The following is a 23974-nucleotide window of genomic DNA, read 5'->3' as shown; positions in this document are numbered from 1 at the left end:
GTAGAGTATGGTACTTTGGTACACAGTCATCTAGTAATACATTTGGACACCAAGGATGGACAGGTACTTTAACTGTTATAGATCCAGAAAGTAATTTAGTAGTTGTTTTATTAACTAACAAAATTAACTCACCAGTCATAGATAATACTATAAATGCAAATACTTTTGTAGGAAATAAATTTACTACAGCAACACTTGGTACAATACCAACTCTTGTTTATGAATCTATAGCACATGATAATGATGATGCAGTAGATGCTAATCTTGCACAAATGGCGTCTGAAAACTTAAAATTATATAATCCTACAAGCTATTTGGGAGAATCTGTATTAAAATCTGTTTATTCAAAGATTGATATAGTTATTACAAGAGCTGAAGAAAGACCAACAGATTTAAATTTAGATTATGCTGAAGAAGCAGTTAGAAGATTAGATGTTGAAAATAATAGAAAAGAAATAATTAAATTTAATGAAAGATTAGTAGCTATTGGAGCTAATCCTATAGAATTACCAGATTACAGTACGGAATTAGAAGCATTAAAGGCTCTTATTAATGAATCAAATGAAATAGTTGATAAAGGACAAGATATAGCAGAACATATACATTATCAAACTAGTTCTTGGAGCAAGTTTAATGAAGTTTATGAAAATGCTATTAAGATAGCTGAAAAAGGTAGTGAAGCTAATAGAGAAGAGTTAACTTTAGCAACAGAAGAATTATTAACAGCTAAAGAAGGTTTAGTAAAATTAGATAAAACTAATCTAAATAAGGCAATAGAAGCTGCTAATACTAAAGTTGAAGAAGGAATATTAGAAGATATAGAAGAAGAAATTAAAATTTCATTTAATAAAGCACTGGAATCAGCAAAAGCTGTATATGCAAATAAAGATGCAAGTATTAAAGATATAGCAAAGGCATATAATGATATTTTAGTTGAATATAAGAAAATAGGTATTCCAGTAGGAGATAAGAATAATTTATCTGATTTAGTAAATATGGCTGAAGCTATTAATCTAGATAGATTCTTAAGTAAGGGACAAGAAGAATTCAAAAATGCTTTAAAGGCAGCTAAAGATATTTTAGGTACAGAAGAACCAGCTGAAATAGATGTATATAAGCTTTATGAAGCATTATATAATTCAATGATGAATTTAGAGTTAAAAGCAGATAAGGGTGAATTATGTAAGACTATTATTGAATCTGAAAAAATTAACTTGAATTTATATACTGAAAATAGTAAATTAGAGTTGGTATCAGCAATAGAAGCAGCTAAGTTAGTAAAAGAAAATCAAGAAGCTACTCAAGAAGAAGTTAACAATGCTTTAGAAAGATTAAGCAATGCAGTAAAGGCTTTAATAGAAGCTGCAGATAAGAGTGATCTTGAATCATTAATAAAGAAAGCAGAAGCTATAGATGAAAGTAAGTACACTAGCGAAAGTTTAGATACTCTAAATAAAGCTTTAAGTGATGCTAAGGATGTTATGTTGAATAACAATATAGCAGCTACAGAACAAGGTATTGTAAATGATGCTGTAAAAGCTTTAAGTGATGCAATAGAAGGCCTTGAGTTAAAGGGATCACACCCAGGAAACAATGGAAATGGGGCTGAAAATGGTAATGAAGAAGATGATAAAGATCAAGAAGATACAACTACAAATGGTAATAATACCAATAACGGGGATAACAATAATGGCAATGTAAATAATGGTAGCGAATCTGGAAAAGGTAATTCTAATTTACCAAGTACAGGTGGAAATTCACCTATAGTATTAGGTGCTATCGGAATATTAATCATAGCAGCTGGTATATTTGTATTAAAAAAAAAAGAAAACTCAAGTATAAGTAAAAGATAAATTAAATATAAAAAATTGGATTTATATTCTTTTTGAGATTAAGCTTAAAGGATATAAATCCTTTTTTAATAGATAGATATAAGTTAATAAAAAAATATAAGTTAAATAAAAGGTTAAAAATTGATAGATTTTATTATAGAATATATAATGAAGAAATGACTGGAGGAAAAGTGTAATGGAAAAATTAAAGCTAGTAATATTTGATATGGATGGGTTAATATTTGATACGGAAAGACTTTCTTATGAGTCATGGAAAGAAGCAGCAAAGAAATTTAATATAGATTTTGATTTGAATTTATTGTATAAATTACTTGGAACTAATCATGAAAGTGTTAGAAATACTTTACATAATGAGTTTGAAAATAAAATAAATGTTGATAATTATATAATGGAAAGAAATAATATTTATTTATCTAAAATAATGAATGGGGAAGTAGAAAAAAAGAAAGGTATAGAAGAGTTATTAAAGTATCTAAGTGATAAAAATATAAAAAAAGCAGTTGCTACATCTTCAAATAGAGAAGTTGCTTACAAGATTTTAAAGGATGCTAATATATATGATTACTATGACTATATATTATGTGGAGATGAAGTTAAAAAATCAAAACCAGATCCAGAAGTATTTTTAAAAGTTGCAGAAAAACTAGATATACCTGCAAATAAGTGTATGGTATTAGAAGATTCAGAAGCTGGAACTATAGCTGCAAGTAGGGCAAGAATGATTCCAGTTATCATACCAGATTTAAAAGAGCCTAGTGATGATATAAAAAGGTTAGCATTTAAAAAGCTAAATAATTTAGAAGAAGTAATAAACTTAATTGAAACATTATAGGTGGTGCACTAATGGAATATATAAATGATATAAATATACAAGAGGCTGTTATACATATTGTTGATTCTAATGGGGATGAACCAGTCTTAAATGAATATAACCTTGAACTAAATGAGGATACATATAAGTTTCTTCATAAACATATAGAAAAGTGTTTTAAAGATGAAGAGTTAAAATATGCTGTGTTTAATCCAGAAAGAAATATAGTAAAAGAAGTAGTTCAAGATTATCTAAATGGTATAGATAATAATTTAATAGGACTATCACAGGAACTCGCAAGACAATTATTTATAATAATGAAGGCTAATGTGAATATCCCTTCATGTGATTTAATAGTAGTTTCATTAATTACAGATCAAGGTCCAATGATTGGGATACTTAAGATGGACTATGTTAAGAATTTTACTCACCAAGTTGGATTTAAAGAAAATAAAATAGGAATAGATATAGTTCCACAATCAGCAGGGCTTCCAGGTAGTAGTCAAAGGATACAAAAAGCAGCTTTTATTAAACCTATAAGAGAAAATCAAAGATATGATTTAATGGTTATAGATAAGCAGAAAAAAAGTAAAGATGAAGAAGAATATGGAGCAAACTACTTTATAAGCAATTTTTTAGGATGTTCAATAATTAGTAGTGAAAGAGATATGACTAAGACATTCCTAAAAGCAGCTGAAAATTGGACTAGAAGTAACATAGTAGAAGATGCAGATAAAGCAGAGAGAATAAGGACTACTGTTAAAGCAAAATTAAAGGAAGAGGATACTATAAATATAGATGAGCTTTCTAATGAACTATTTAAAGAGAATCCACAAGTTATAAATGATTTTTCAACATTCGTAAAAAGTCATGGTTTAGAAGAGGAAGTTGCTATAGATAAGCAATGGGTTGAAAAAAAGCTAAAGCGAGTAAGATTAAAAATTGATAAAGATATAGATTTATATATAAATGAAGAAGCCTACCATGATAATACTAGATTTGAGATACAAAGAAATGGTGATGGAAGTATCAATATGATAATAAAACATGTTATTAATTATTTAGAAAAATAAAAGGTTGTGAAGCAATTTATTTAGTGAAAAGTTAAGAGGGAAAAAATGAAAATTTCAGGATATTTGCAACGAAAAACTTAAATTTCAGCTATTAGGAGTTATTTCCAATAAAAAATGAACAGTAGATAAATTTATGTAAAACAAATCTATCTACTGTCCTCTTTGTCAATATTTAAATTTTTATAATTAAGCATAGTTGAATTATTTCACTAACTCTTTCACTTTTTCCATCTTTAGCTTTGCAAAACCTTACCATTGTCCAGGATAAGCAATTATAGTAACAGTAACTGTTCTTCTACCAAATGTGATGCATTCTTCTTCGGAATTCATATATAAGTCTATTTTATTACCTTTAATAGCACCACCTGTATCAGAAGCTATAGCATATCCATAGCCTTCAACATGAACCTTAGAACCTAAAGGTATAACATTTGGGTCAACAGCCACTGTACTTAGTCCATTAGGATCACGTACTGGTTTAAGACCTGTTGCAGTGAAGCCATGTCCGGTGTATGCTGTAGCAGTCATGGAGTAAGACGCTAAATTATTACTATTACTGGCATCTCCCAAGGAATTGGAAGTTGGCGGTGGAGTTTCACTTAAAGCAATTTTTTCATTACCTAAAGCAATTGCATCATTTGCTAATCCTATAACATAATCACTATTAAGTTGAGGTAACATATATTGTAATGTGTTAACAGCATTCTGAACTTCAGAAATTGATGCAGAATCTGAGTTTATAATTGATAACGGGTGAGAGATTAATTTCTCTTCATTAGCTTCAATTATATTCATTATTTCATCTTTTCTAGAATTTAAATCATCTAAAAGTTTTTGTTGTTCTTCTTTTTTATTGTTTACTTCATCTAAGCTATTTTCAATTGATTCTTGAAGTTTTTTTAAGTCAGATTGCTTCTTTTCAATCTCTTTTGCATTTTTATCAAGAGTTTCTTTCTTTTCATTTATTTCAATAATCATTTGTTTATCAACTGAAATTATTCTACCCATAGCTTGTACTCTATTAAGCATATCAAAAATATTTTCAGAAGTTACTAAGTAAACAATCATATCTGTAGCCATATTACTTTTATACATGGAACGAACACGTCCATCAATAGTTTTTTGCGTTTCTTCAATTTCTAGCTTTGCTTCTTCAATTTTGTGGTTAATAGTAGTTATTTCATTTTTAGTATCTTCGATTTCAGAATTATTTTTAGCTAATTGATTATTTAAATTTTCTATTTCTATATTTAATTTACCAATCTCAGCGTCTAATTCTATAGTCTCGTCATCTAATTGTTCATATTTAACTTTATTCTCCTGGATAGTTTGAGTCTCCGAAGAGTTTGGTTCTGCAAATGCTATATTACTATTATTGAAAAATAATAATAAAACCATACTGGCAGATAATAAAGTTTTTTTTGTCAAAAATATACACCTCCAATTAAAACTAAGCAAAGGCTACATTAAATTATATGGTATTATCTATATAATATTCTGATGATAGTTTATATCCTACAATAAATATTGAATATTGGCAAGTTTTATGGAGGTATCATGGAATAAATGGTATATAGTGAGAATTTATTAGAATATATTTTAATTAATAATACGGTTTATAAAAAATAATTAGTATTAAATTCTAATTGGATAAAAAGTTAATTTAGAATGAAATGATAAAAGTAAAAGTCTAAGGCCATTCAAAAGGTTACTTAGACTTTTAATAATTTATTTCATTAATTTAACTAAAATGGCTTTTTGAACATGAAGTCTATTTTCAGCTTCTTCAAAAATTGTATCTGCATGCTTTTCAAGTATTTCTTCAGTTATTTCCTCTTCTCTATGAGCAGGTAAGCAGTGAAGGACTATAGCATTATCTTTAGCAAGAGACATAAGCTTAGAGTTAACTTGATAACCAGTAAAAGCGGTTAGTCTTTCATTAACTTCATTTTCTTTCCCCATGCTTGCCCATACATCAGTTATGACTACATCTGCATCCTTAATGGCTTCTTCAGGGTTATTAACTATAGAGAAGGTTAAATCACCATTTCTTGCGAGTTCTTTTCCTTTTTCTATATAGTAGTCATTGACCATATAATTTTTAGGAATGGCAAGTGAAATATTCATCCCAACAGTCAAGCAACCGACTATAAGTGATTGCGCCATATTATTACCATCGCCTATATAAGATACTTTTAAGCCATCTAAAATATTTTTATTTTCTCTAATAGTCATTAAATCAGCTAAAACTTGGCAAGGATGTTCATCATCAGTAAGTCCATTTATTATTGGAATACTAGAAGATTCAGCAAGGCTCTTTACTTCATCTTGAGAAAATGTCCTTATCATTATTCCATTTATATATCTAGACAATACTCTAGCAGTATCTTGAACAGGCTCTCCACGACCTATTTGTAAATCATTTGAGCTTAAAAATAATGGGTATCCCCCAAGTTGATACATACCAGCTTCAAAAGAAACTCTTGTCCTAGTGGAGGATTTTTCAAAAATCATACCAAGAGTTTTCCCTTCAAGATGATGATGTTTAATACCATGCTTTAATTCATATTTTAATTGATCCCCAAGATTCAAAATATCAAGAATTTCATCTTTAGATAAATCCTCCATTTTTAATAAATCCTTATTCATAAAAACCCCCTATTTAAAATGAGAAAAATTAAATAATTAAATAATTTTCATTTTTTCATTCTTTAATTGTTTCATTTAATATATCTATTCCTTTTTTTATTTCTTCTTTAGATATTATCAATGGCGGTAGTAGTCTAACTACATTTGGTCCAGCTGTTAATAGTAAAAGTCCTCTTTCTAGTGCTTTTTGTTGTATTTCGGAAGAAGGGATACTTAGTTCTAATCCAACTATTAGTCCTTTTCCTCTTACTTCTTTTATTAGATTTGAATCTATATTTTTAAGCAAGGATATTAGATACTCACCATTTTCAGCTATTTCTTTTAATTTAGAATCAGTGCAAATAGTGTTTAATACAACTAAAGCGCCAGAACAAGCTACTGGATTTCCACCAAAGGTTGTACCATGATCACCAGGTTTAAAAACGTTTGATAAATTTTCATTACATAAAAAACTACCTATAGGCAAACCAGCACCTAACCCCTTGGCTATAGTGACTATATCTGGAGTTATATCAAAGTGTTGATAGCCAAATAGTTTTCCAGTTCGGCCTATTCCACATTGAACTTCATCAAATATTAAAAGAATATCTTTTTCTTTACATATTTTATAAACTTCTTTGACAAATTTATAATTTAAAGGATAAACTCCACCTTCACCTTGAATTGCTTCCATCATAACAGCACAAACATCATTAGATAGTTTATCATTGAAATCATCTATATCATTTGCTTTAAAGTAATCAAATCCATCAGGGAAAGGGAAGAAGTAGTTATGAAATTTATCTTGTCCAGTTGCTGTTAAAGTTGCTAAAGTTCTACCGTGAAAGGATTGCTTTAATGTAAGAATTTTATTTCTATTAGCTCCATATTTATCAAAACTATACTTTCTAGCAAGTTTTATAGCACCTTCATTAGCTTCGGCACCGGAATTGCAAAAGAAAGCTTTACTCATTTTTGAAAGTTTAGTTATTTTATTTGCCAATTTTAAAGTATTTTCATTAAGAAAAATATTTGATATGTGCTGCAAAGTACAGGCAGTATTAAATATAGCTTTGCTCCATTCAGAATTACCATAACCGAGGCTATTTACCCCAATACCACTTGTAAAATCGATATACTCATTTCCAATATCATCATATAGGATACAACCATTCCCCTTAACTAAGTTCACAGGTAGATAAGAGTAAGTTGACATTAAAGATAAATTATTAGACATATAAAAACCCCCATATAAAAATTCACAATGGATAATTCACAATTGATAATTAATGAAATAATTTAGTAAAGCTGAATTAAAAATATATTTCATAAACTCGTAGAGTTTATACATTAATTATGCATTATCAATTGTCCATTATACATTGTTAATATATCATCGTTCCTATTCCATCTTTTGAAAGTAGTTCTAGAAGTATTGAGTGGGGAAGTGTACCATCTATTATATGTGATTTTTTAACTCCCATTCTTATGGCTTCTACACAACAATCTATTTTAGGAATCATTCCATTTTTTATTATTCCATCCATTTGTAGCTTTTTTATTTCATGTGGTCTTAGGGAGGATATTAAAGTAGCTTCATCATTTGGATTTAACATTAATCCAGGAACATTTGTAAGAAGTATTAATTTTTCAGCTTTTAGTGCAGAGGCTATTTTGGATGCACAGGTATCTGCGTTTATATTGTAAGTTTGAGTACAATCTTCACTTGTTGCAACTGATCCTATGACAGGAATGTATCCTGATGATAGTAAAGTAGTTAATACAGTCGTATCAATAGATATTATTTCTCCTACATAACCTAAATCAATTGACTTCTCTAGTTTCTTTGCTTTTATAAAAGAAGCATCCATACCACATAAACCAATAGCTTTTCCACCAGCACTTTCTATTAAGCTTACTATGTCTTTATTTACTTTACCTCCTAGGATCATTTTAACTATATCTATAGTTTTATCATCTGTATAACGAAGCCCATCTATAAATTTACTTTCTTCACCTATTTTGTTTAGAAATTCTGATATATGAGGGCCACCTCCATGTACTATAACAGGCTTTATTCCTACACATTGCAATAATACTATATCAGTTGCAACGCTTCTTCTTAGTTCAGTACTAGTCATAGCATTTCCACCATATTTAATTACTACTATTTTTCCTGATAATGATTGTATATATGGAAGTGCTTGAGTTAATACTCTTGCATGTTCAAAATAATTCAAAACCTTTATACCTCCAGTTAACTTCTATAGTCACCATTAATTTTTACATAATCATAGCTTAAATCACATCCCCAAGCAGTAGAGGAGAATTCGCCATCATTCATGTTAATATGAATAGTAATTTCATCTTTTAATAAAATTTCCTTTGCTTTAACCTCATCAAAGGAAAGTCCTATGCCCTTTTTGCAAACATCAATTTTATCTACAGAACTTTCAAATGTTAAATCTATTTTGTTTGGATCTATATTAATTCCAGAGTAACCAAGAGCACATAAAATTCTTCCCCAATTAGCATCGCTACCAAACATTGCTGTTTTTACAAGAGGAGAATTTATAACACCTTTAGATAAGATTTCTGCATCCTTTATTGATTTACAATTATAAACTATACATTCAATAAGTTTGCTTGCACCTTCACCATCTTTAGCAATCATTTTAGCAAGAGCTATATTAATTTTATTTAATGCTTCAAGAAATAAGTAATAATTAGAGTCTTTTTCCTTAATTGTATTATTTTCAGCTAGTCCATTAGCTAGTATTAACACCATATCATTGGTGCTTGTATCTCCATCTACACTTACTCTGTTGTAGCTTATTTTTGTACTTTCCCTTAAAGCTTGTTGGAGCATTTCTCCAGAAATATTTAAATCTGTGGTTATAAAGGAGAGCATAGTACCCATATTAGGTTCTATCATCCCAGAACCCTTTGCCATAGCTCCAATAGTTATTTTTTTGCTGCCGATCATAAATTCTAATGATAGTTGCTTTTTAAAAGTATCAGTTGTCATTATTGCAGTGGCAGCATTATTAAAACCATCCTTTGATAATCTATCTGTAAGCATAGGAATTCCATTTTTTATTGCATCTATGTTTAGAGGAATACCTATAACACCTGTTGATGCAACTAGGACATCACTTGGCTTAAGTTCAAGAGCTTTTGCTTGAAGTTCAGTCATTCGTTTAGCTTTTACTAATCCATCATCCCCATTGCATGTATTAGCATTTCCGCTATTTATTATTATTGCTTGAGCTTTTTTATTAGATAAATGTTCCTTAGTTATATAAATAGGAGCTCCCTTAACTTTATTTTTTGTATAAACTCCAGCAGCAGTAGCTGGAACAGTTGAATAAATTAGCGCTAAATCTAGCTTCAAATTATTTTTCTTAAGTCCACAATGAATTCCAGATGCAAGGAAGCCTTGAGGAGAAGTGATGCCTTTGCTAGTAAATAATTGCAATTTTAAAACCCCCTTTTTGTAATTGATAGTTGAATCCATTAAATTAATTGTTTGTAGCAATTAACCTAATCCCTTCAGTTTCTTCAAATCCCATGATTATATTCATATTTTGTATCGCTTGTCCTGCGGCTCCTTTTATCATGTTGTCTATAGTGCTGACTATTATTAATCCATCACATCGATGGGTTAAATGCAATGATATATTACAGTTATTTGTGTATTTAACATCTTTTATAGATGCTGTATCGCCAAGTGGGAGTATATTTATAAAAGGTTCTTCTTTATAAAAATTAGAGTATAGATTATGGATATCTTCAATATTTATTTTTTCTTTTGGATAGCAGTATATAGTTGATAAGATACCTCTATTTATTGGAAGTAGGTGAGGAGTAAAGGTAATATTTACATCCTCTTGTGCGATATCTGATAGACATTGTTCTATTTCAGGAATATGTCTATGTGAACCTATTCCATATGCAGAAAAATTTTCGTTTAATTCTGGATAGTGTGATTTTAATGTAAGGCCTCTTCCAGCACCTGTTGCCCCTGATTTTGAATCGCATATTATATTATCTAATTTAATTAATGAGTTTTTAAGAAGAGGCATTAATCCAAGCTCTATTGAAGTAGGGTAGCAACCAGGATTAGCTATTATTTTATACTCTTTTATTTTTTCTCTATTATGCTCAGGAAGAGCATAAATACTTTTTTTATGAAGATCTTTGTATAAAAACTCTTTTCCATACCAATTTTTATAATCTTCTTCACTGTTTAATCTAAAATCTGCCCCAAGGTCAATAAGAACTTTATTTTTCTTATTGACTAAATCTGCAATTTCCTCACTAAGACCATGAGGAAGTGCAGCAAATATAATATCGCATTTATTTATAACTTCATTTTGCTTTTCACAAATTAAATTTGTAATCCCATATAGATTTTTATATATAGAAGATATTGATTCACCTTCATAAGAAACTGAACTTATAGCTTCAATAGTAACTTTAGGATGATTTAATAAAAGCCTAAGTAGTTCAGCTCCAACATAGCCAGTTGCCCCAATTATTCCTACTTTAAGCATTTTAAATCCTCCTTAGTATTTTTTATTGATTCTAAAAGTAAATCTAATTGAATTTTTACTGAAGATGAGCTTGGACCACCAAATACTTTTCTTTCTTCAATACAATTTACTAAATCTATTGCAGAGTATATATCTTCTTCGAAAATAGGAGAGAAGCCTTTAAATTCTTTTAATGAAAGATCATCTATAGCAATAGTTTTCTTTATACAATAAAGAACTATTTCACCAACTATTTCATGAGCAACTCTAAAAGCTAATCCTTTTTTTACTAGATAATCTGCAACATCTGTGGCGTTTGTAAATCCACTAGAAGCTCCTTTTTTCATGTTATCTTTATTTATTTTCATAGTATCTAACATTCCAGTGAAGGCTTTTAGTGAGATAGTTGCTGTATCTAAAGCATCAAACAAAGCTTCTTTATCTTCTTGCATATCCTTGTTATAGGCAAGAGGAAGACCTTTCATAACCGTAAGAAGTGTTATTAAATCTCCATAAACTCGTCCAGTTTTACCTCTAACTAATTCAGCAACATCAGGATTTTTCTTTTGTGGCATTATGCTACTTCCTGTACTATACTCATCAGATAACTCTATAAAACTAAATTCATTTGTTGCCCAAATAATTATTTCTTCAGAAAATCTTGATAAATGCATCATTATCATAGATAAGGTTGAGAGTGCTTCTATTGTGTAATCTCTATCTGAAACTGAATCTAAACTATTTACAGTAAGGGATGCAAAGCCTAAATCTTTTGCTATCATATGCCTATCAAGTTTATAAGTTGAAGTAGCAAGAGCGCCACTACCTAATGGCATTTGATCTAATCTTTTATAGCAATCAAATATTCTTCCTAAATCTCTTTTAAACATTTCAGAATAAGCTAATAAATGATGTGCAAAGGTTATAGGTTGTGCCTTTTGCATATGAGTGTAGCCTGGCATTATGGTATTTATATTATCATTAGCTTTTTTGTATATAACTTCTTGAAGAGAGAGAATGTGATTTCCTAAATCTGCTAAGGCACCTTTTAAATATAACTTAGTGTCTAATGTTACTTGATCATTTCGGCTTCTTCCAGTATGAAGTTTTTTTCCTTCATCACCGATATAGTAGGTTAAAGTTCCTTCTATAAAGCTATGAATATCCTCAGAAGCTTCATCTATTTTTATAACTCCATTTTCTAATCTTTTTAAAATTGTTTCTAAGCCAGAAGCTATTTTTATACTATCTTCTTTAGGAATTATATTTTGCTGTCCTAACATTTTCACATGAGCTAAACTACCTAAAATATCTTCTTTATACATTCTGGAATCTACTCGTATTGAAGAATTAAAATCATTAACTAATGAATTAACTCCCTTTTCAAATCGTCCGCCCCAAAGTTTCATAATTATTTACCAGCTTTCTTTAATGCTTCATTCATTTTTGCTTTTACTGTTATAGGTAGTCCAAATAAGTTTATAAACCCAGCAGAATCTTTTTGATCATATACAGCATCTTCTCCAAAAGTTGCATATTCTTCGCTATATAAAGAGTAAGGGGAAATCATTCCTGCATTTATAATATTACCTTTATATAATTTAAGTTTTACTTCACCAGTAACAGTTTCTTGAGTTTTTTCTATAAATGCTGATAAAGCTTCTCTAAGTGGAGTAAACCATTGTCCATTATAAACAATTTCTGCAAATTTTAATGATATTATTTCTTTGTAATGAGAGGTTTCTTTATCAAGACAAAGTTCTTCTAAATCTTTATGAGCTTTATAAAGAATAGTTCCAGCAGGAGTTTCATAAACTCCTCTTGATTTCATTCCAACTAATCTGTTTTCAACCATATCAATTATTCCAATGGCATTTTCTCCACCTAGTTTGTTAAGCTTTTCTATTAAACTGACTCCATCTAAGTTTTCACCATTTAATTCAACTGGAATACCCTTTTCAAACTTTAAAGTAATATAAGTTGCTTTATCAGGTGCTTTTTCTAAGGTATTTGAAAGCTCTAGGATTTTATAATAGTTTGGCTCATTACTTGGATCTTCTAAATCAAGACCTTCATGGCTTAGATGCCATAAGTTTTTATCTTTACTATAATTAGTTTCATAGCTTATTGATATTGGAATTTCTTTATCTAGAGCGTATTTAATTTCTTCTTCTCTAGATTTTATATCCCAGATTCTCCATGGAGCTATTATTTCCATATCTGGTGCAAAGGCTTTAACGGCAAGTTCAAATCTTACTTGGTCATTTCCTTTACCAGTACATCCATGACAAATAGCATCAGCTTCTTCTGCTAAAGCTATTTCAACTAATCTTTTACCGATTATTGGTCTTGCAAAAGATGTACCAAGAAGATATTTTCCTTCATAAACAGCATTAGCTTGAATAGTAGGGAAGATATAGTCATTAACAAACTCATGAGTTAAATCTTCTATATAGCACTTTGATGCCCCAGTTTTAAGTGCTTTTTCTTCTAATCCTTCAAGTTCATCTTTTTGACCAACATTACCAACTACAGCAATAACTTCACAGCTATAAGCTTCTTTAAGCCAAGAAATAATTATTGATGTATCTAGTCCTCCTGAATAGGCTAGTACAACTTTGTTAAATTTTTTCATATATTAAAAGCCCCCCTTAAATATTGCTATAGATAAAATTTATTTATATAGAGCAATATTATATTTAATTTACTTATAAGAATAATTTTTAAGATATATATGTATCAAATAAATATTTATAGACTTAATAGAATAGTTATATTGAGGAGTTAAATTATATTAAACAGTCAATATAATTAATTAGCTAAAATACAAATTTGAAAACATATAGTATTTGATTTTGATATAAGATGCTAAAATATTTAATTCGCCTAAATATGGAATATTTATTAAAGCTTATATAGTTTATAAAAACTATGTTTATAATTATACGTTTATTGGTATAATTATGCAAGAGTAAAATTAAATATTTATTCATAAATATTGTATAAATACTGAATAATATTTGTGATTATTAACTAAGTATGCATTTTTATGAAAGAAATTATGAGGTTTTTATTGAAATTAAAAAGACCATAGCAAGATTATTTTGCTATGGTCAAGTTTTTCGTATTTCTAATAAGCTTTATAATATTTATAATTAAGACTAACTTTAAATAAGACTAACTTTAAAATAAATTTCTAAGATTAGGTTTTTGCAAATCTTTTAAATGTTCAGAAGCATACCTTACTGAATGAAGCGTGGCTAATGATTCAGCTTTATCTTCACCTCGTATATAGAGAGTTAATTTTAAGGATTCATTCATTAATGAATCATAATCAACATGATTTAGATATATTGCAGGTATATCAGCTTTATCTTTTATTAACTCTAATAGTTCAACTGAACTTTCATATGCTAAATAATCTTCATTTTCATTTAGAAGCTTTTCTATTTCTTCACATTTAATCATTACATCATCACATAATGATACAAATTTATTATCTAGAAAAAATAGTCCTATAAGCAATGCTATAAAAAGGAGTACAGAAATAATGCTGTTTTTCATTAATTATCCTCCTCACATTTATGAAGTTGGTAAATAAATTTACCTTTAGTATCTGTCATTGCAATTAATACATCTTTAACTGAGTTAACTTTATGTTTCTTTAATTCATTTTGAATCCATTCATCAGTTTTATCACCAGAAGTTAGAGCATTTTTATTTATCTTACCATCTAAAACATAAATAATTGGTAGTCTAGGTTTAGATGAATTAGAGTTGTTAGAATCTGAATTTCCATTATTAGATTTGTTAGAAGTTAAAAAGGACATCTGTCCATTATTTTCTAGTATACCAAATTCAATTTCACTTAAATCAAAATATCCAGCAAGTCTTATTTCTTCCATAAGCTCATCTAAGTTAATTTGTTGCTTTTTTAAAGTTTGAAAATTTATTTTACCTCTATTTATTAATATGCAAGGTTCACCTTCTAAAATCTTTCTAGCTTTTTGACTTTTTAGTTGAAGCAACGATAAAACTGTTTTAATAAATAGTAAAGTTATAATAGGTATAATACCTAATATTAATGGCAATCTAGTATCTTGCATAGGTAGTGCAGCAAGGTCTGAAATCATTATAGTAATTACAAATTCATAAGGTTGTAATTCTCCTATTTGTCTTTTTCCCATTAATCTAATTACAAATATAACTAAAGCATAAAGAAAAATGGTTCGAATTAGTACAATAAACATAAAACCACCTCTTATGAGATATTATCTGTATAAATGTATAAGTTTATTCTTATATTAATAAAGAGAGTGTTAAATAAGTATTAATAAGGAAAATAGGCTATAAGATATTTTTATAGAATTTTTGGATATTCAGTATATAATATTAAATAAGGATATTAGGAAATATTGACAAAAATTTAGTTGGAGGAGGACAATTATGAGTATTTTTAAAATAAAGTACCAGGGAAAAGAGTACGATGTGCAAGAAGGTATTACTTACAAGGAATTTATAGACACTTCACTAAATATAGATTCAACTGATATAGCATTATGCAGATTAAATAGAAAGTATCATGAGTTATTTAGAGTAATAGATGGAGATGGAGATATTGAATTAATAAATTTTAACAGTGCTATAGGATATAAAATTTATACTAGGACATTACAATTTATTTTTATAAAGGCTACTTTGGACCTTTTTGATAATTCAGTTATAACAATTGAACATAGTTTAGGCGAAGGGGTATTTGCTGAACTTCATAAGGAAGAGGTTTTAAATACTGAAGACGTAAATAGGATAAAGCATAGAATGAAGGAGCTTATTGAAAAAGATTTACCTATAAAGAAGATAAAAGTAAAAAGGGAGAAAGCTATTAAAATATTTAAAGAGTACGGAATGGATGATAAGGTCTCTTTATTAAATCATGTGTCTTTTGAAAATGTAAATTTATATGAATTAGATGGAAGATATGATTATTTTTATGGACAAATGGCATATTCAACAGGAGTAATAAAAGCTTTTGATTTAATGTATTACGATCCGGGTTTTGTATTAAGATATCCGAAGAAAAATGATTTAAATGTTGTATCTGATTTTAAGGAAAATAGGAAGCTATCTCAAATTTTTATGGAAACAGAAAGATGGCTAAGTATTTTAGGGGTTGGAGAAGTTGGGTCATTAAATAATAAGGTTGAAAATAGAGAATTTAGAGATTTGATTATGGTTTCAGAAGCTCTTCATGAAAAGAAAATAGCTCAAATAGCTGATATGATAAATGAAAGAAAAGAAACGAAGGTTGTGTTAATAGCAGGGCCTAGCTCATCAGGTAAAACGACTTTTGCCAATAGATTATCAGTTCAACTTAGGGTAAATGGTTATGTTCCAATTCCTATATCATTAGATGATTATTTTGTAGATAGAGAGCATACTCCAAAAGATGAAAATGGAGAATATGATTTTGAAAGTATTTATTCTCTAGACTTAGAATTATTTAATTCTCATTTAACTAGTCTTTTAAAGGGAGAAGAAGTTGAAATTCCAAGCTTTAATTTTAAAAAGGGTGGAAGAGAATGGCTTGGACGTAAACTTTCCCTACCACGTAATGGAATATTGTTAATTGAAGGAATTCATGGATTAAATCCAATGCTTACATCATCAATTTCAGATAAACAAAAATTTAAAATATATATATCAGCGTTAACTCAATTAAATTTAGATAATCATAACAGAATAGCTACTACGGATATAAGAAGAGTAAGAAGAATAGTTAGAGATTATTTATCTAGAGGCTATGGAGCAGAAGAGACCTTAAAAATGTGGCCATCTATTAGAAGAGGAGAAGAAAAAAATATTTTCGTTTTCCAAGAAGAGGCTGATATAATGTTTAATTCGACTTTAGTTTATGAATTATGTGTATTAAAGAAATATGCACTAGAAGAATTAGATAAAATTAGCACAGATAGTCCAGTTTACTTAGAAGCAAGTAGGCTAAAGTCATTTTTAGGATTCTTTAAAGAAATAGATAAAGATTATGTACCAACTAATAGTATATTAAGAGAATTCATTGGTGGAAGCGTATTTTATAAATACTAGAAAAAATGAAAGAATTAAGAGAAGTGAAATAGTGAAGAGGGAAAGAGTTTAGAAAATAATTCACCTCCATTGAATTATGAAAGCATAAAAAATCCTAAGAATTTTTAGTTTAATATTTTGTTAAAGAAAAAGAAGAGTGAAAGAATGAAAGAGTTGAGGGAAAATCCTTAATGGATTTTTAATAAAGAGAATTGACACAATTTTAAATCTAGTTTTGCAAAGTAAAACAACCTGAACTATTCACTCTTTCACGCTTAACTTTCCACTAATATATGGAGTGGTTATGGTATTAAAGAATGATTACAACAAAGTAATTATAGAATTAACTAATGATGAGTTTATTTATAAAAGTTTTTTTAGAAGGATAAAAATAAAAAAATAGATATCAGAAGTGTATTTTATGATTTAAGTTTATTTAAGCCTTTTAGTTAATATAGTTCAATCTAGTAATATATAGACTTAAATAGGTATATTAAATATTCAATATGCTTATTTAATTAATAAAGCAAAGTATGTATATTTAAATTTTATATAAATTAGTAAAATACTGAATTTCTTCATATACTATAATTTATTTAGATATTTTATTTGGGTATTAAATCTTATTGTATCGTATATAGATTTTTAATTAATTCCACTATATAATATGTATAGCAAAATTTAATTTAATATTAAAGGAGAAAAAGTCATGAGTGGCATGGGTGTTTTTGATATATTAGGACCTATTATGGTAGGACCATCTTCCTCACATACTGCAGGAGCAGCAAGATTAGGTAAAGTTGCTCGTGCAATTGCAGGTGATGACGTTATAGAAGTCACATTTTTATTACATGGATCTTTTGGAAAAACATATAAGGGACATGGTACTGACAGAGCTTTAGTTGCAGGAATAATGGGGATGGATCCATCAGATGAGAGACTTAGAGATTCGCTTGAAATTGCAAAGGAAAAGGGAATAAAAATAACATTTAAGGATGAAGATTTGGGAGATTATCATCCTAATACTGTTAGATTCTTAATGAAATGTAAAAATGGTAAAGAGAGTGATATTATAGGTAGTTCAATAGGTGGAGGAAATATTGAAATAGTTGAAATAAACGGAAATAAAGTTAAGTTTACAGGTGCCTATGCAACAATAATAACTTCTCATAGGGATATACCAGGAACTGTAGCAAAGGTTACAAATATTTTATATGATAATAAAGTTAACATTGCATTTTTAAATTTAGGAAGAAGCCAAAGAGGAAAGAATGCAACTATGACATTTGAAGTTGATAGTAAAATTTCAAATGAATTAATAGATAAAATTAAAAAGATTGAAGGAATAGAAAAAGTGATCCTTATTAATAAAGTTGAGGAGGGTGAATAGTTTGGATATAGCAAAATCTGGAGAAGAACTTGTACATATATGCGAAGAAAATTCAATTTCATTAAGTGAGTATGCAATAATAAGAGAAATGGAAGATAGAGATCTTTCAAGAGAAGAAGTGTTTTTAAAAATGAAAAAGACTTTAGATGCAATGAGAAGTGGTGCAACTGAAGCAAGAGAAAAAGAAGTATATTCAGTTAGTGGATTAATTGGTGGAGATGCATATAAATTGCAGCAATATTTAAAAAAAGGAAACTCTCTAACTGGAGATACCATGGTTTTAGCAATGGCTATGGCATTATCATCATCAGAGGTAAATGCATCAATGGGTAAAATAGTTGCATGTCCTACTGCTGGGTCTTGCGGAATTCTGCCCGCTGTTATTTTAACTGCAGGAGAAAAATTAGGAAAAAATGATGAAGAATTAATGAAAGCATTATTTGCAGCAGCAGCAGTTGGGATGATTATTGGTAGAAATGCAACCTTTGCAGGTGCAGAAGGAGGATGTCAGGCTGAATGTGGGTCAGCAGCAGCAATGGCATCAGCAGCAGTTGTAGAAATGATGGGTGGAACACCAAAAATGTCATTAGATGCAGGTGCTATAGTATTTAAAAATATATTAGGATTAGTTTGCGATCCAGTTGCAGGCTTAGTAGAAATTCCATGTGCTAAAAGAAATGCTTCAGGTGCAATGAGTGCATTATGTACAGCAGATTTAGTTATGGCAGGTGTAGAATCTAAGATACCTTTTGATGATGCATTATCTGCTATGTATAAAGTAGGAAGAAGTTTGCCAGCTGCATTAAGAGAAACTGCTCAAGGTGGTGTAGCAGTTACTAAGGCTGGATTGATGCTAAAGAAAAAAGTCTTTGGAGATAATTAAATATAAGAACAAATATAAATAGAGTATGTTCCATAAGCTATACAGCTACGCAGAAATTGAATACTTAGTGAAGTTCAGCAAAGTTATAACTGAACTTATTATGAAAGCTCATCTACTGAAGTTTACCTAAAGTAGATGTTCCTACTAATTATTAAAAAACTACTATGTCAATGGTTTTGGTTAACTAGCTATGCTAGAGCCAATTAATAAACACTAAGGCCTAGTAGTTTTTCCTTTAACAAGTACTTCTAAATTTTAGCTATATGCTTATTTCACATATTCTATTTTTCTTTTCTAACTAGTATTTTTTCATTACTTCATTTTTTTATATTTCTATTTCTCCGTCTATTGCATTAATATATTCTTGCCCATAATTATGCATGGCTTGAAGTACAGGGATAATTTTTGTTCCAACATCAGTTAAACCATATTCAACCTTAGGTGGAATAACAGGATAAACCTTTCTATAAATTAAATTATCTTCTTCTAAGCTTCTAAGTTGATTTGTAAGCATTTTTTGAGTAACATTTGGAAGCTTTCTTTTTATATCGCTAAATCTAAGTGGGCCATTACATAAATACCATAATATTAATATTTTCCATTTTCCTGAAATTAGCTTATGTACTAAAATCATAGGACAAACTTCATGCGAGTTATTGTTTTCATTTACATAGCAATCACTATGGTGTATTGAAAATTTCTCCATATATTCTCTCCTTATTTACACATATATTATACAAAATATAATTATAATAAAACTATAAGTTATACTATTTTAATTGAGAAGGAGTATCAATTTAGATACTATGTATAAAAAAAGTGTCTACTTGAAATAAAATAATATATAACTTATTATTTTATTATAGCAAAATACAAGTATATTACCAATGGTAATTACTAATAGGAGGACAAATATGAATAAAGTATTATATATAAAAGCAAATATTAAGCCAGAAGGACAATCAAGAACATTTAGAATATCAGATAATTTTATAGAAGAATATAGAAAGAATAATCCAAATGATGAAATAACAGTTTTGGATTTATATAAAGAAGGAATTGATTTCTTAAGACCAGAAGATTTAGCCGATGTATTTGGAGAAAAAACAGAAGAAAGCAAGAAGCATCCAATTTTAAAATATGCTTATCAAATAGCTGAAGCTGATAAAATTGTTATAGCTACACCTATGTGGAATTTAGGAACACCAGCAATAGTTAAAGCTTACTTTGACTATGTAAGTGTGACAGGAATAACTTTTAAATATACAGCTCAAGGTCCAGTGGGATTATGTAAAGCAAGTAAGGCTTTAATAGTTTCTGGAAGAGGCGGAGATTATTCAAATCCAATAACTAAGGAACTTGAAATGGGAGAAAGATATTTAAGAGCTATTTTAACATTCTTTGGTGTTAAAGATATTAAGAGTGTTGCGGCTGAAAACTTAGATGTATTTGGAATTGATGTAGAAAAAATTGTTACAAATGAAATTTCTGATGCAAAAGAAATTGCAAAGAATTTTTAATTTAAAGATTTAAGAAGAAATTTTAAGAATTAATAAAATAAATTAAACTCATCACTTTAAAACTGTTTTATTTAATGAATAGTATAACTTATAAAGTAAATAATAACTATGTAAGGTGGTGATTTTAATGGATAAGAACCCAAGCATAAAATGTACAGTTGAACAATGCAAGTATAACAATACAAATGAAAAATATTGTACATTATCAATGATTCAAGTTGGAACTCATGAAAAAAATCCAACTCAAGTAGAATGTACAGATTGTGATTCTTTTGAATTAAGACAATAAATTCTTAGAATTACGGACTGGATTTAAAGATTTATATTAAATAAATCTAAGAGAAAGAGAAAGGAAAATTCCTTTCTCTTTTCATTTACAAATATATTAAATCTTATGATAAATGAAATAAGAAATTTTACAAATAACTACAAGAAGTATTGACTCGTAAAATGGATAAAAATAAAGAATATAGGTAAAAATAATGTTTGATATAAAAAATGAAAATGTTATTTAAATTTATAGTTAACATTTTATAGAAATCCTTTTAGGGGGAACTATGAAAGAAATAGAAGATATTTTTACCGAATTATTAAAAGTAAGTATAAGTAAATATTTCGTTGCAGGTATAGTTGTAATTCTAGCCTTATGTATAAATAAATACATAATAACCAAGATTTTTGATTATATAATTAGGCTAGTGAAAAGAACTAAAAACTTTGCCGATGATAGTTTAGTAAGAGCGCTAGAAAAACCAATTAAGTTATATATAACGTTATATTCTTTTTATGCATCGTTGAAAATTATAGACTTTGATGGATTGAATGTTAATACAGTTACAAGTGATAGATTAAAAAAGATATTTATAGTCATAGTAATCTGTTATTTCTTTTATAATTTAACTTTAGAAAATTCTTTTTTATATACTAGAATGCATAGAAATGAAGGAGGAAATACAATAGTATTTCCTTTTGTATCTATAATAATACGGTTATTTATTATAGTAATAGGAATAAGCTGTATAGCTAGAGAATTTGGTTTTACAGGATTTATAGCTGGACTTGGAATCAGTGGGGTAGCCTTTGCACTAATGGCACAAGATACTTTTTCTAATTTATTTGGCGGAGTTATAATAGTATTAGATAGACCTTTTGCAATAGGTGACTGGATACAAACATCACAAGTTGAAGGAATAGTTGAAGATATAACATTTAGAAGTACAAGAATAAGAACTTTTTCTATGGCTATTGCAACTGTACCAAATTCAAAGCTTGCAAATGAAAATATTATAAATTGGACACAAAGGAAGCTAAGAAGAATACACTTTAAATTTACTATTAGGTTTGATACTGAAGTTAAACAAATTAAAAGTTGTGTGGATAGGATTGAAGAATTACTAAAAAGTCATAAAAAAATAGATAAGGAGTTAATTATTGTAAGTTTTAATGAATTATCTACATACGGGTTTGGTGTTTTTGTTTGTTTCTATACAAATGAACTAAATTATACTTTATATGAAAAATTAAAAGAAGAAATAAATATGGATATACTAAGGATACTTAGAGAAGAAGATGTAGAGCTTATGTTTTTAACTTTTAATTTTGGAAATGGATTGGAGCATAGAGGAGGAAATTGCGAGACTGAGTGTACGGAATTAGAATCAATAAGAAATATAACAGAAGAAGAAAGAGGAAAATAGAAAAACTCAAAGTGAATATAAAGTTAAATAAATCTAATGGATAAGATGGAAATTATATATACTCTTCTTACTTCATAGATTAAGTAGGCATATGTAGGTTTTGGTAACATCACAAATGTGACAGAATAAGTAAACTTATATATGGCTACTTTTTTTATGAAAATTTAGTGGTATAATTTAATTATTAAGTAAATTATATGAATTATAATAGATGAATATATAAGAGGTGTTTATATGGAACTAAATAATAAAAAACTTACACAATTATCAACAAGATGTGGCTGTGCTGGTAAGTTTACTCCGGATGGATTAGCGAAGGTTTTAAGTCATATAGAAGCCAAAGTGGAGGAGAGAGATCCAAATTTAATTGTAGGATTTGATAAATCTGATGATGCTGGTGTTTATAAAATATCAGATGATTTGGCATTAGTTCAAACAGTAGATTTTTTTACTCCAGTTGCAAATGATCCATATACATTTGGACAAATAGCTGCAACGAATGCCTTAAGTGATGTTTATGCAATGGGTGGAAAGCCATTAACTGCATTGAATTTAGCTTGTTTTTCAGCCACTATAGGACCAGAAATATTAGCAGAGATATTAAAAGGTGGGGCTGATAAGATAAGAGAAGCAGGAGCAACAATAGCTGGTGGACACACAATTACAGATGAAGAAATAAAATATGGAGTTTCAGTTACAGGAATAGTAGATCCAAAGAAAGTAGTAACGAATTCAGGAGCTAAAGAGGGTGATGTTCTTATATTAACAAAGCCTATTGGGTGTGGAGTTTTAACTACAGCTTTAAAGATAGAATTTATTACAGATGAGGAGTTTGAAGAAGCAGCTAATGTAATGTCAACTCTTAATAAAATTGCTTCAGAAGAAATGCAAAAGGTAGGAGTTAATTCTTGTACTGATATTACAGGTTTTGGATTTATTGGACATGCATATGAAATGGCAAATGGAAGTGAAGTTGAAATAGAGATAGATAGCAAAAAAGTACCTATAATGAATAAAGTAATAGATTTAATAAAAGAGTATTGTCTTCCTAGTGGAGCATATTCTAATGAAAAATATTTTGAAGAATGGGTAGATTTTAGTCCTGAAATTTCTGAGCAAATGAGACTTGCACTTTTTGATCCGCAAACATCAGGAGGATTATTAATTTCAGTTGAAGAAAGTAAAGCTAATGAGTTATTAGCAAATATAAATAAAAGAAGTGAAATAAAAGCAGAAATAATAGGAAAAGTTGTTAAAAAAGGAAGCAATGAAAATGTAATTACTGTAATATAAATAAAAAATAAGTGAAGATTAAAGACTTCACTTATTTTTTATATAATAATTTCTTATGATATATTAAAAACTGTCAATATTAAGGCATATTTATACATCATTTATAGATAAAACTCTATAAAATCTAAAAATTAATAAAAACATGTTCAAATATTTAACAGATATACTATTTATTATATAATTATATTGGAAGGATAAGATTATATAATA

Annotated in this window: 21 protein-coding genes; 10 read left to right on the top strand and 11 right to left on the bottom strand. The window is 28.5% G+C overall.

Annotated features, from left to right (window positions below; translation table 11 throughout):
• The 3 genes from J7M87_RS18535 to J7M87_RS18525 all read left to right on the top strand — a co-directional run.
• The coding region (locus tag J7M87_RS18535; RefSeq protein ID WP_291653427.1) for an LPXTG cell wall anchor domain-containing protein at nucleotides 1–1853 on the top strand (1853 nt) is incomplete at its 5' end.
• 175 nt (nucleotides 1854–2028) lie between these two features.
• The gene (locus J7M87_RS18530) at nucleotides 2029–2685 is read left to right on the top strand and encodes an HAD family phosphatase (protein WP_291653425.1); all 657 of its coding nucleotides are present in this window, start codon (nucleotides 2029–2031) and stop codon (nucleotides 2683–2685) included.
• 11 nt (nucleotides 2686–2696) lie between these two features.
• The gene (locus J7M87_RS18525; protein WP_097034538.1) at nucleotides 2697–3737 is read left to right on the top strand and encodes a nucleoid-associated protein; all 1041 of its coding nucleotides are present in this window, start codon (nucleotides 2697–2699) and stop codon (nucleotides 3735–3737) included.
• 249 nt (nucleotides 3738–3986) lie between these two features.
• Here the strand turns inward: J7M87_RS18525 and J7M87_RS18520 are convergent, their stop codons facing one another.
• The 10 genes from J7M87_RS18520 to J7M87_RS18475 all read right to left on the bottom strand — a co-directional run bounded on the left by J7M87_RS18520 (nucleotide 3987) and on the right by J7M87_RS18475 (nucleotide 15150).
• Nucleotides 3987–5165: a 3D domain-containing protein gene (locus tag J7M87_RS18520; RefSeq protein WP_291653422.1), complete on the bottom strand. Its 1179-nt coding sequence runs from the start codon at nucleotides 5163–5165 to the stop codon at nucleotides 3987–3989.
• Nucleotides 5166–5465: 300 nt separating this feature from the next.
• The gene (gene argF, locus J7M87_RS18515; protein WP_291653420.1) at nucleotides 5466–6386 is read right to left on the bottom strand and encodes an ornithine carbamoyltransferase; all 921 of its coding nucleotides are present in this window, start codon (nucleotides 6384–6386) and stop codon (nucleotides 5466–5468) included.
• A 55-nt stretch (nucleotides 6387–6441) separates the two neighbouring features.
• On the bottom strand, nucleotides 6442–7602 hold the full coding sequence (locus J7M87_RS18510) for an aspartate aminotransferase family protein (RefSeq protein WP_291653418.1): 1161 nt from the start codon (nucleotides 7600–7602) through the stop codon (nucleotides 6442–6444).
• A gap of 148 nt (nucleotides 7603–7750) precedes the next feature.
• Nucleotides 7751–8605: an acetylglutamate kinase gene (gene argB, locus J7M87_RS18505; protein ID WP_291653416.1), complete on the bottom strand. Its 855-nt coding sequence runs from the start codon at nucleotides 8603–8605 to the stop codon at nucleotides 7751–7753.
• 17 nt (nucleotides 8606–8622) lie between these two features.
• Nucleotides 8623–9882 (bottom strand): bifunctional glutamate N-acetyltransferase/amino-acid acetyltransferase ArgJ, encoded by a 1260-nt coding sequence (argJ, locus tag J7M87_RS18500; RefSeq protein ID WP_291653434.1) that lies wholly within the window; start codon nucleotides 9880–9882, stop codon nucleotides 8623–8625.
• A 4-nt stretch (nucleotides 9883–9886) separates the two neighbouring features.
• Complete coding sequence (gene argC / locus J7M87_RS18495) at nucleotides 9887–10921, bottom strand: N-acetyl-gamma-glutamyl-phosphate reductase (protein ID WP_291653414.1); 1035 nt, start codon at nucleotides 10919–10921, stop codon at nucleotides 9887–9889.
• Nucleotides 10909–12309 carry an argininosuccinate lyase gene (argH, locus tag J7M87_RS18490; protein WP_291653412.1) on the bottom strand — a complete coding sequence of 467 codons (1401 nt, stop codon included), beginning with the start codon at nucleotides 12307–12309 and terminating at the stop codon, nucleotides 10909–10911. Before argH ends, argC begins: the two co-directional genes overlap by 13 nt.
• A gap of 2 nt (nucleotides 12310–12311) precedes the next feature.
• Nucleotides 12312–13535 (bottom strand): argininosuccinate synthase, encoded by a 1224-nt coding sequence (locus J7M87_RS18485; protein ID WP_291653410.1) that lies wholly within the window; start codon nucleotides 13533–13535, stop codon nucleotides 12312–12314.
• 548 nt (nucleotides 13536–14083) lie between these two features.
• A complete protein-coding gene (locus J7M87_RS18480) occupies nucleotides 14084–14464 on the bottom strand; it encodes a DUF4363 family protein (RefSeq protein WP_291653408.1) in 381 nt (126 codons plus the stop codon).
• A complete protein-coding gene (locus J7M87_RS18475) occupies nucleotides 14464–15150 on the bottom strand; it encodes a YetF domain-containing protein (protein WP_291653406.1) in 687 nt (228 codons plus the stop codon). The genes J7M87_RS18480 and J7M87_RS18475 overlap by 1 nt, the downstream gene beginning before the upstream one ends.
• Before the next feature lie 196 nt (nucleotides 15151–15346).
• Between J7M87_RS18475 and J7M87_RS18470 the strand changes: the two genes are divergently transcribed.
• The 3 genes from J7M87_RS18470 to sdaAA all read left to right on the top strand — a co-directional run bounded on the left by J7M87_RS18470 (nucleotide 15347) and on the right by sdaAA (nucleotide 19254).
• Entirely contained in the window at nucleotides 15347–17002 is a 1656-nt protein-coding gene (locus J7M87_RS18470) for a nucleoside kinase (protein ID WP_291653404.1), read from the top strand.
• Between the two features lie 688 nt (nucleotides 17003–17690).
• Nucleotides 17691–18371, top strand: a complete 681-nt coding sequence (sdaAB, locus tag J7M87_RS18465) for an L-serine ammonia-lyase, iron-sulfur-dependent subunit beta (protein WP_291653402.1) — start codon at nucleotides 17691–17693, stop codon at nucleotides 18369–18371.
• 1 nt (nucleotide 18372) lies between these two features.
• Complete coding sequence (gene sdaAA / locus J7M87_RS18460; RefSeq protein ID WP_291653401.1) at nucleotides 18373–19254, top strand: L-serine ammonia-lyase, iron-sulfur-dependent, subunit alpha; 882 nt, start codon at nucleotides 18373–18375, stop codon at nucleotides 19252–19254.
• A gap of 325 nt (nucleotides 19255–19579) precedes the next feature.
• On the opposite strand, the gene J7M87_RS18455 is transcribed toward sdaAA, so the two are convergent.
• Nucleotides 19580–19960: a helix-turn-helix domain-containing protein gene (locus J7M87_RS18455; protein ID WP_291653399.1), complete on the bottom strand. Its 381-nt coding sequence runs from the start codon at nucleotides 19958–19960 to the stop codon at nucleotides 19580–19582.
• Between the two features lie 208 nt (nucleotides 19961–20168).
• Between J7M87_RS18455 and J7M87_RS18450 the strand changes: the two genes are divergently transcribed.
• The 4 genes from J7M87_RS18450 to selD all read left to right on the top strand — a co-directional run bounded on the left by J7M87_RS18450 (nucleotide 20169) and on the right by selD (nucleotide 23764).
• Nucleotides 20169–20774 (top strand): NAD(P)H-dependent oxidoreductase, encoded by a 606-nt coding sequence (locus J7M87_RS18450; protein WP_291653398.1) that lies wholly within the window; start codon nucleotides 20169–20171, stop codon nucleotides 20772–20774.
• 127 nt (nucleotides 20775–20901) lie between these two features.
• Nucleotides 20902–21063, top strand: coding sequence for a DUF1540 domain-containing protein (locus J7M87_RS18445; RefSeq protein WP_291653396.1), 162 nt, complete (start codon nucleotides 20902–20904; stop codon nucleotides 21061–21063).
• 268 nt (nucleotides 21064–21331) lie between these two features.
• Entirely contained in the window at nucleotides 21332–22471 is a 1140-nt protein-coding gene (locus J7M87_RS18440) for a mechanosensitive ion channel family protein (RefSeq protein WP_291653394.1), read from the top strand.
• Nucleotides 22472–22705: 234 nt separating this feature from the next.
• A complete protein-coding gene (selD, locus tag J7M87_RS18435) occupies nucleotides 22706–23764 on the top strand; it encodes a selenide, water dikinase SelD (RefSeq protein ID WP_291653392.1) in 1059 nt (352 codons plus the stop codon).
• Nucleotides 23765–23974 lie beyond the last annotated feature (210 nt).

It is taken from the genome of Clostridium sp. (genome assembly GCF_017888565.1).
GTDB lineage: Bacteria > Bacillota > Clostridia > Clostridiales > Clostridiaceae > Clostridium.
The sequence above is the reverse complement of the archived record's forward strand: the minus strand, read 5'-3'. Positions and strand labels throughout refer to the sequence as shown.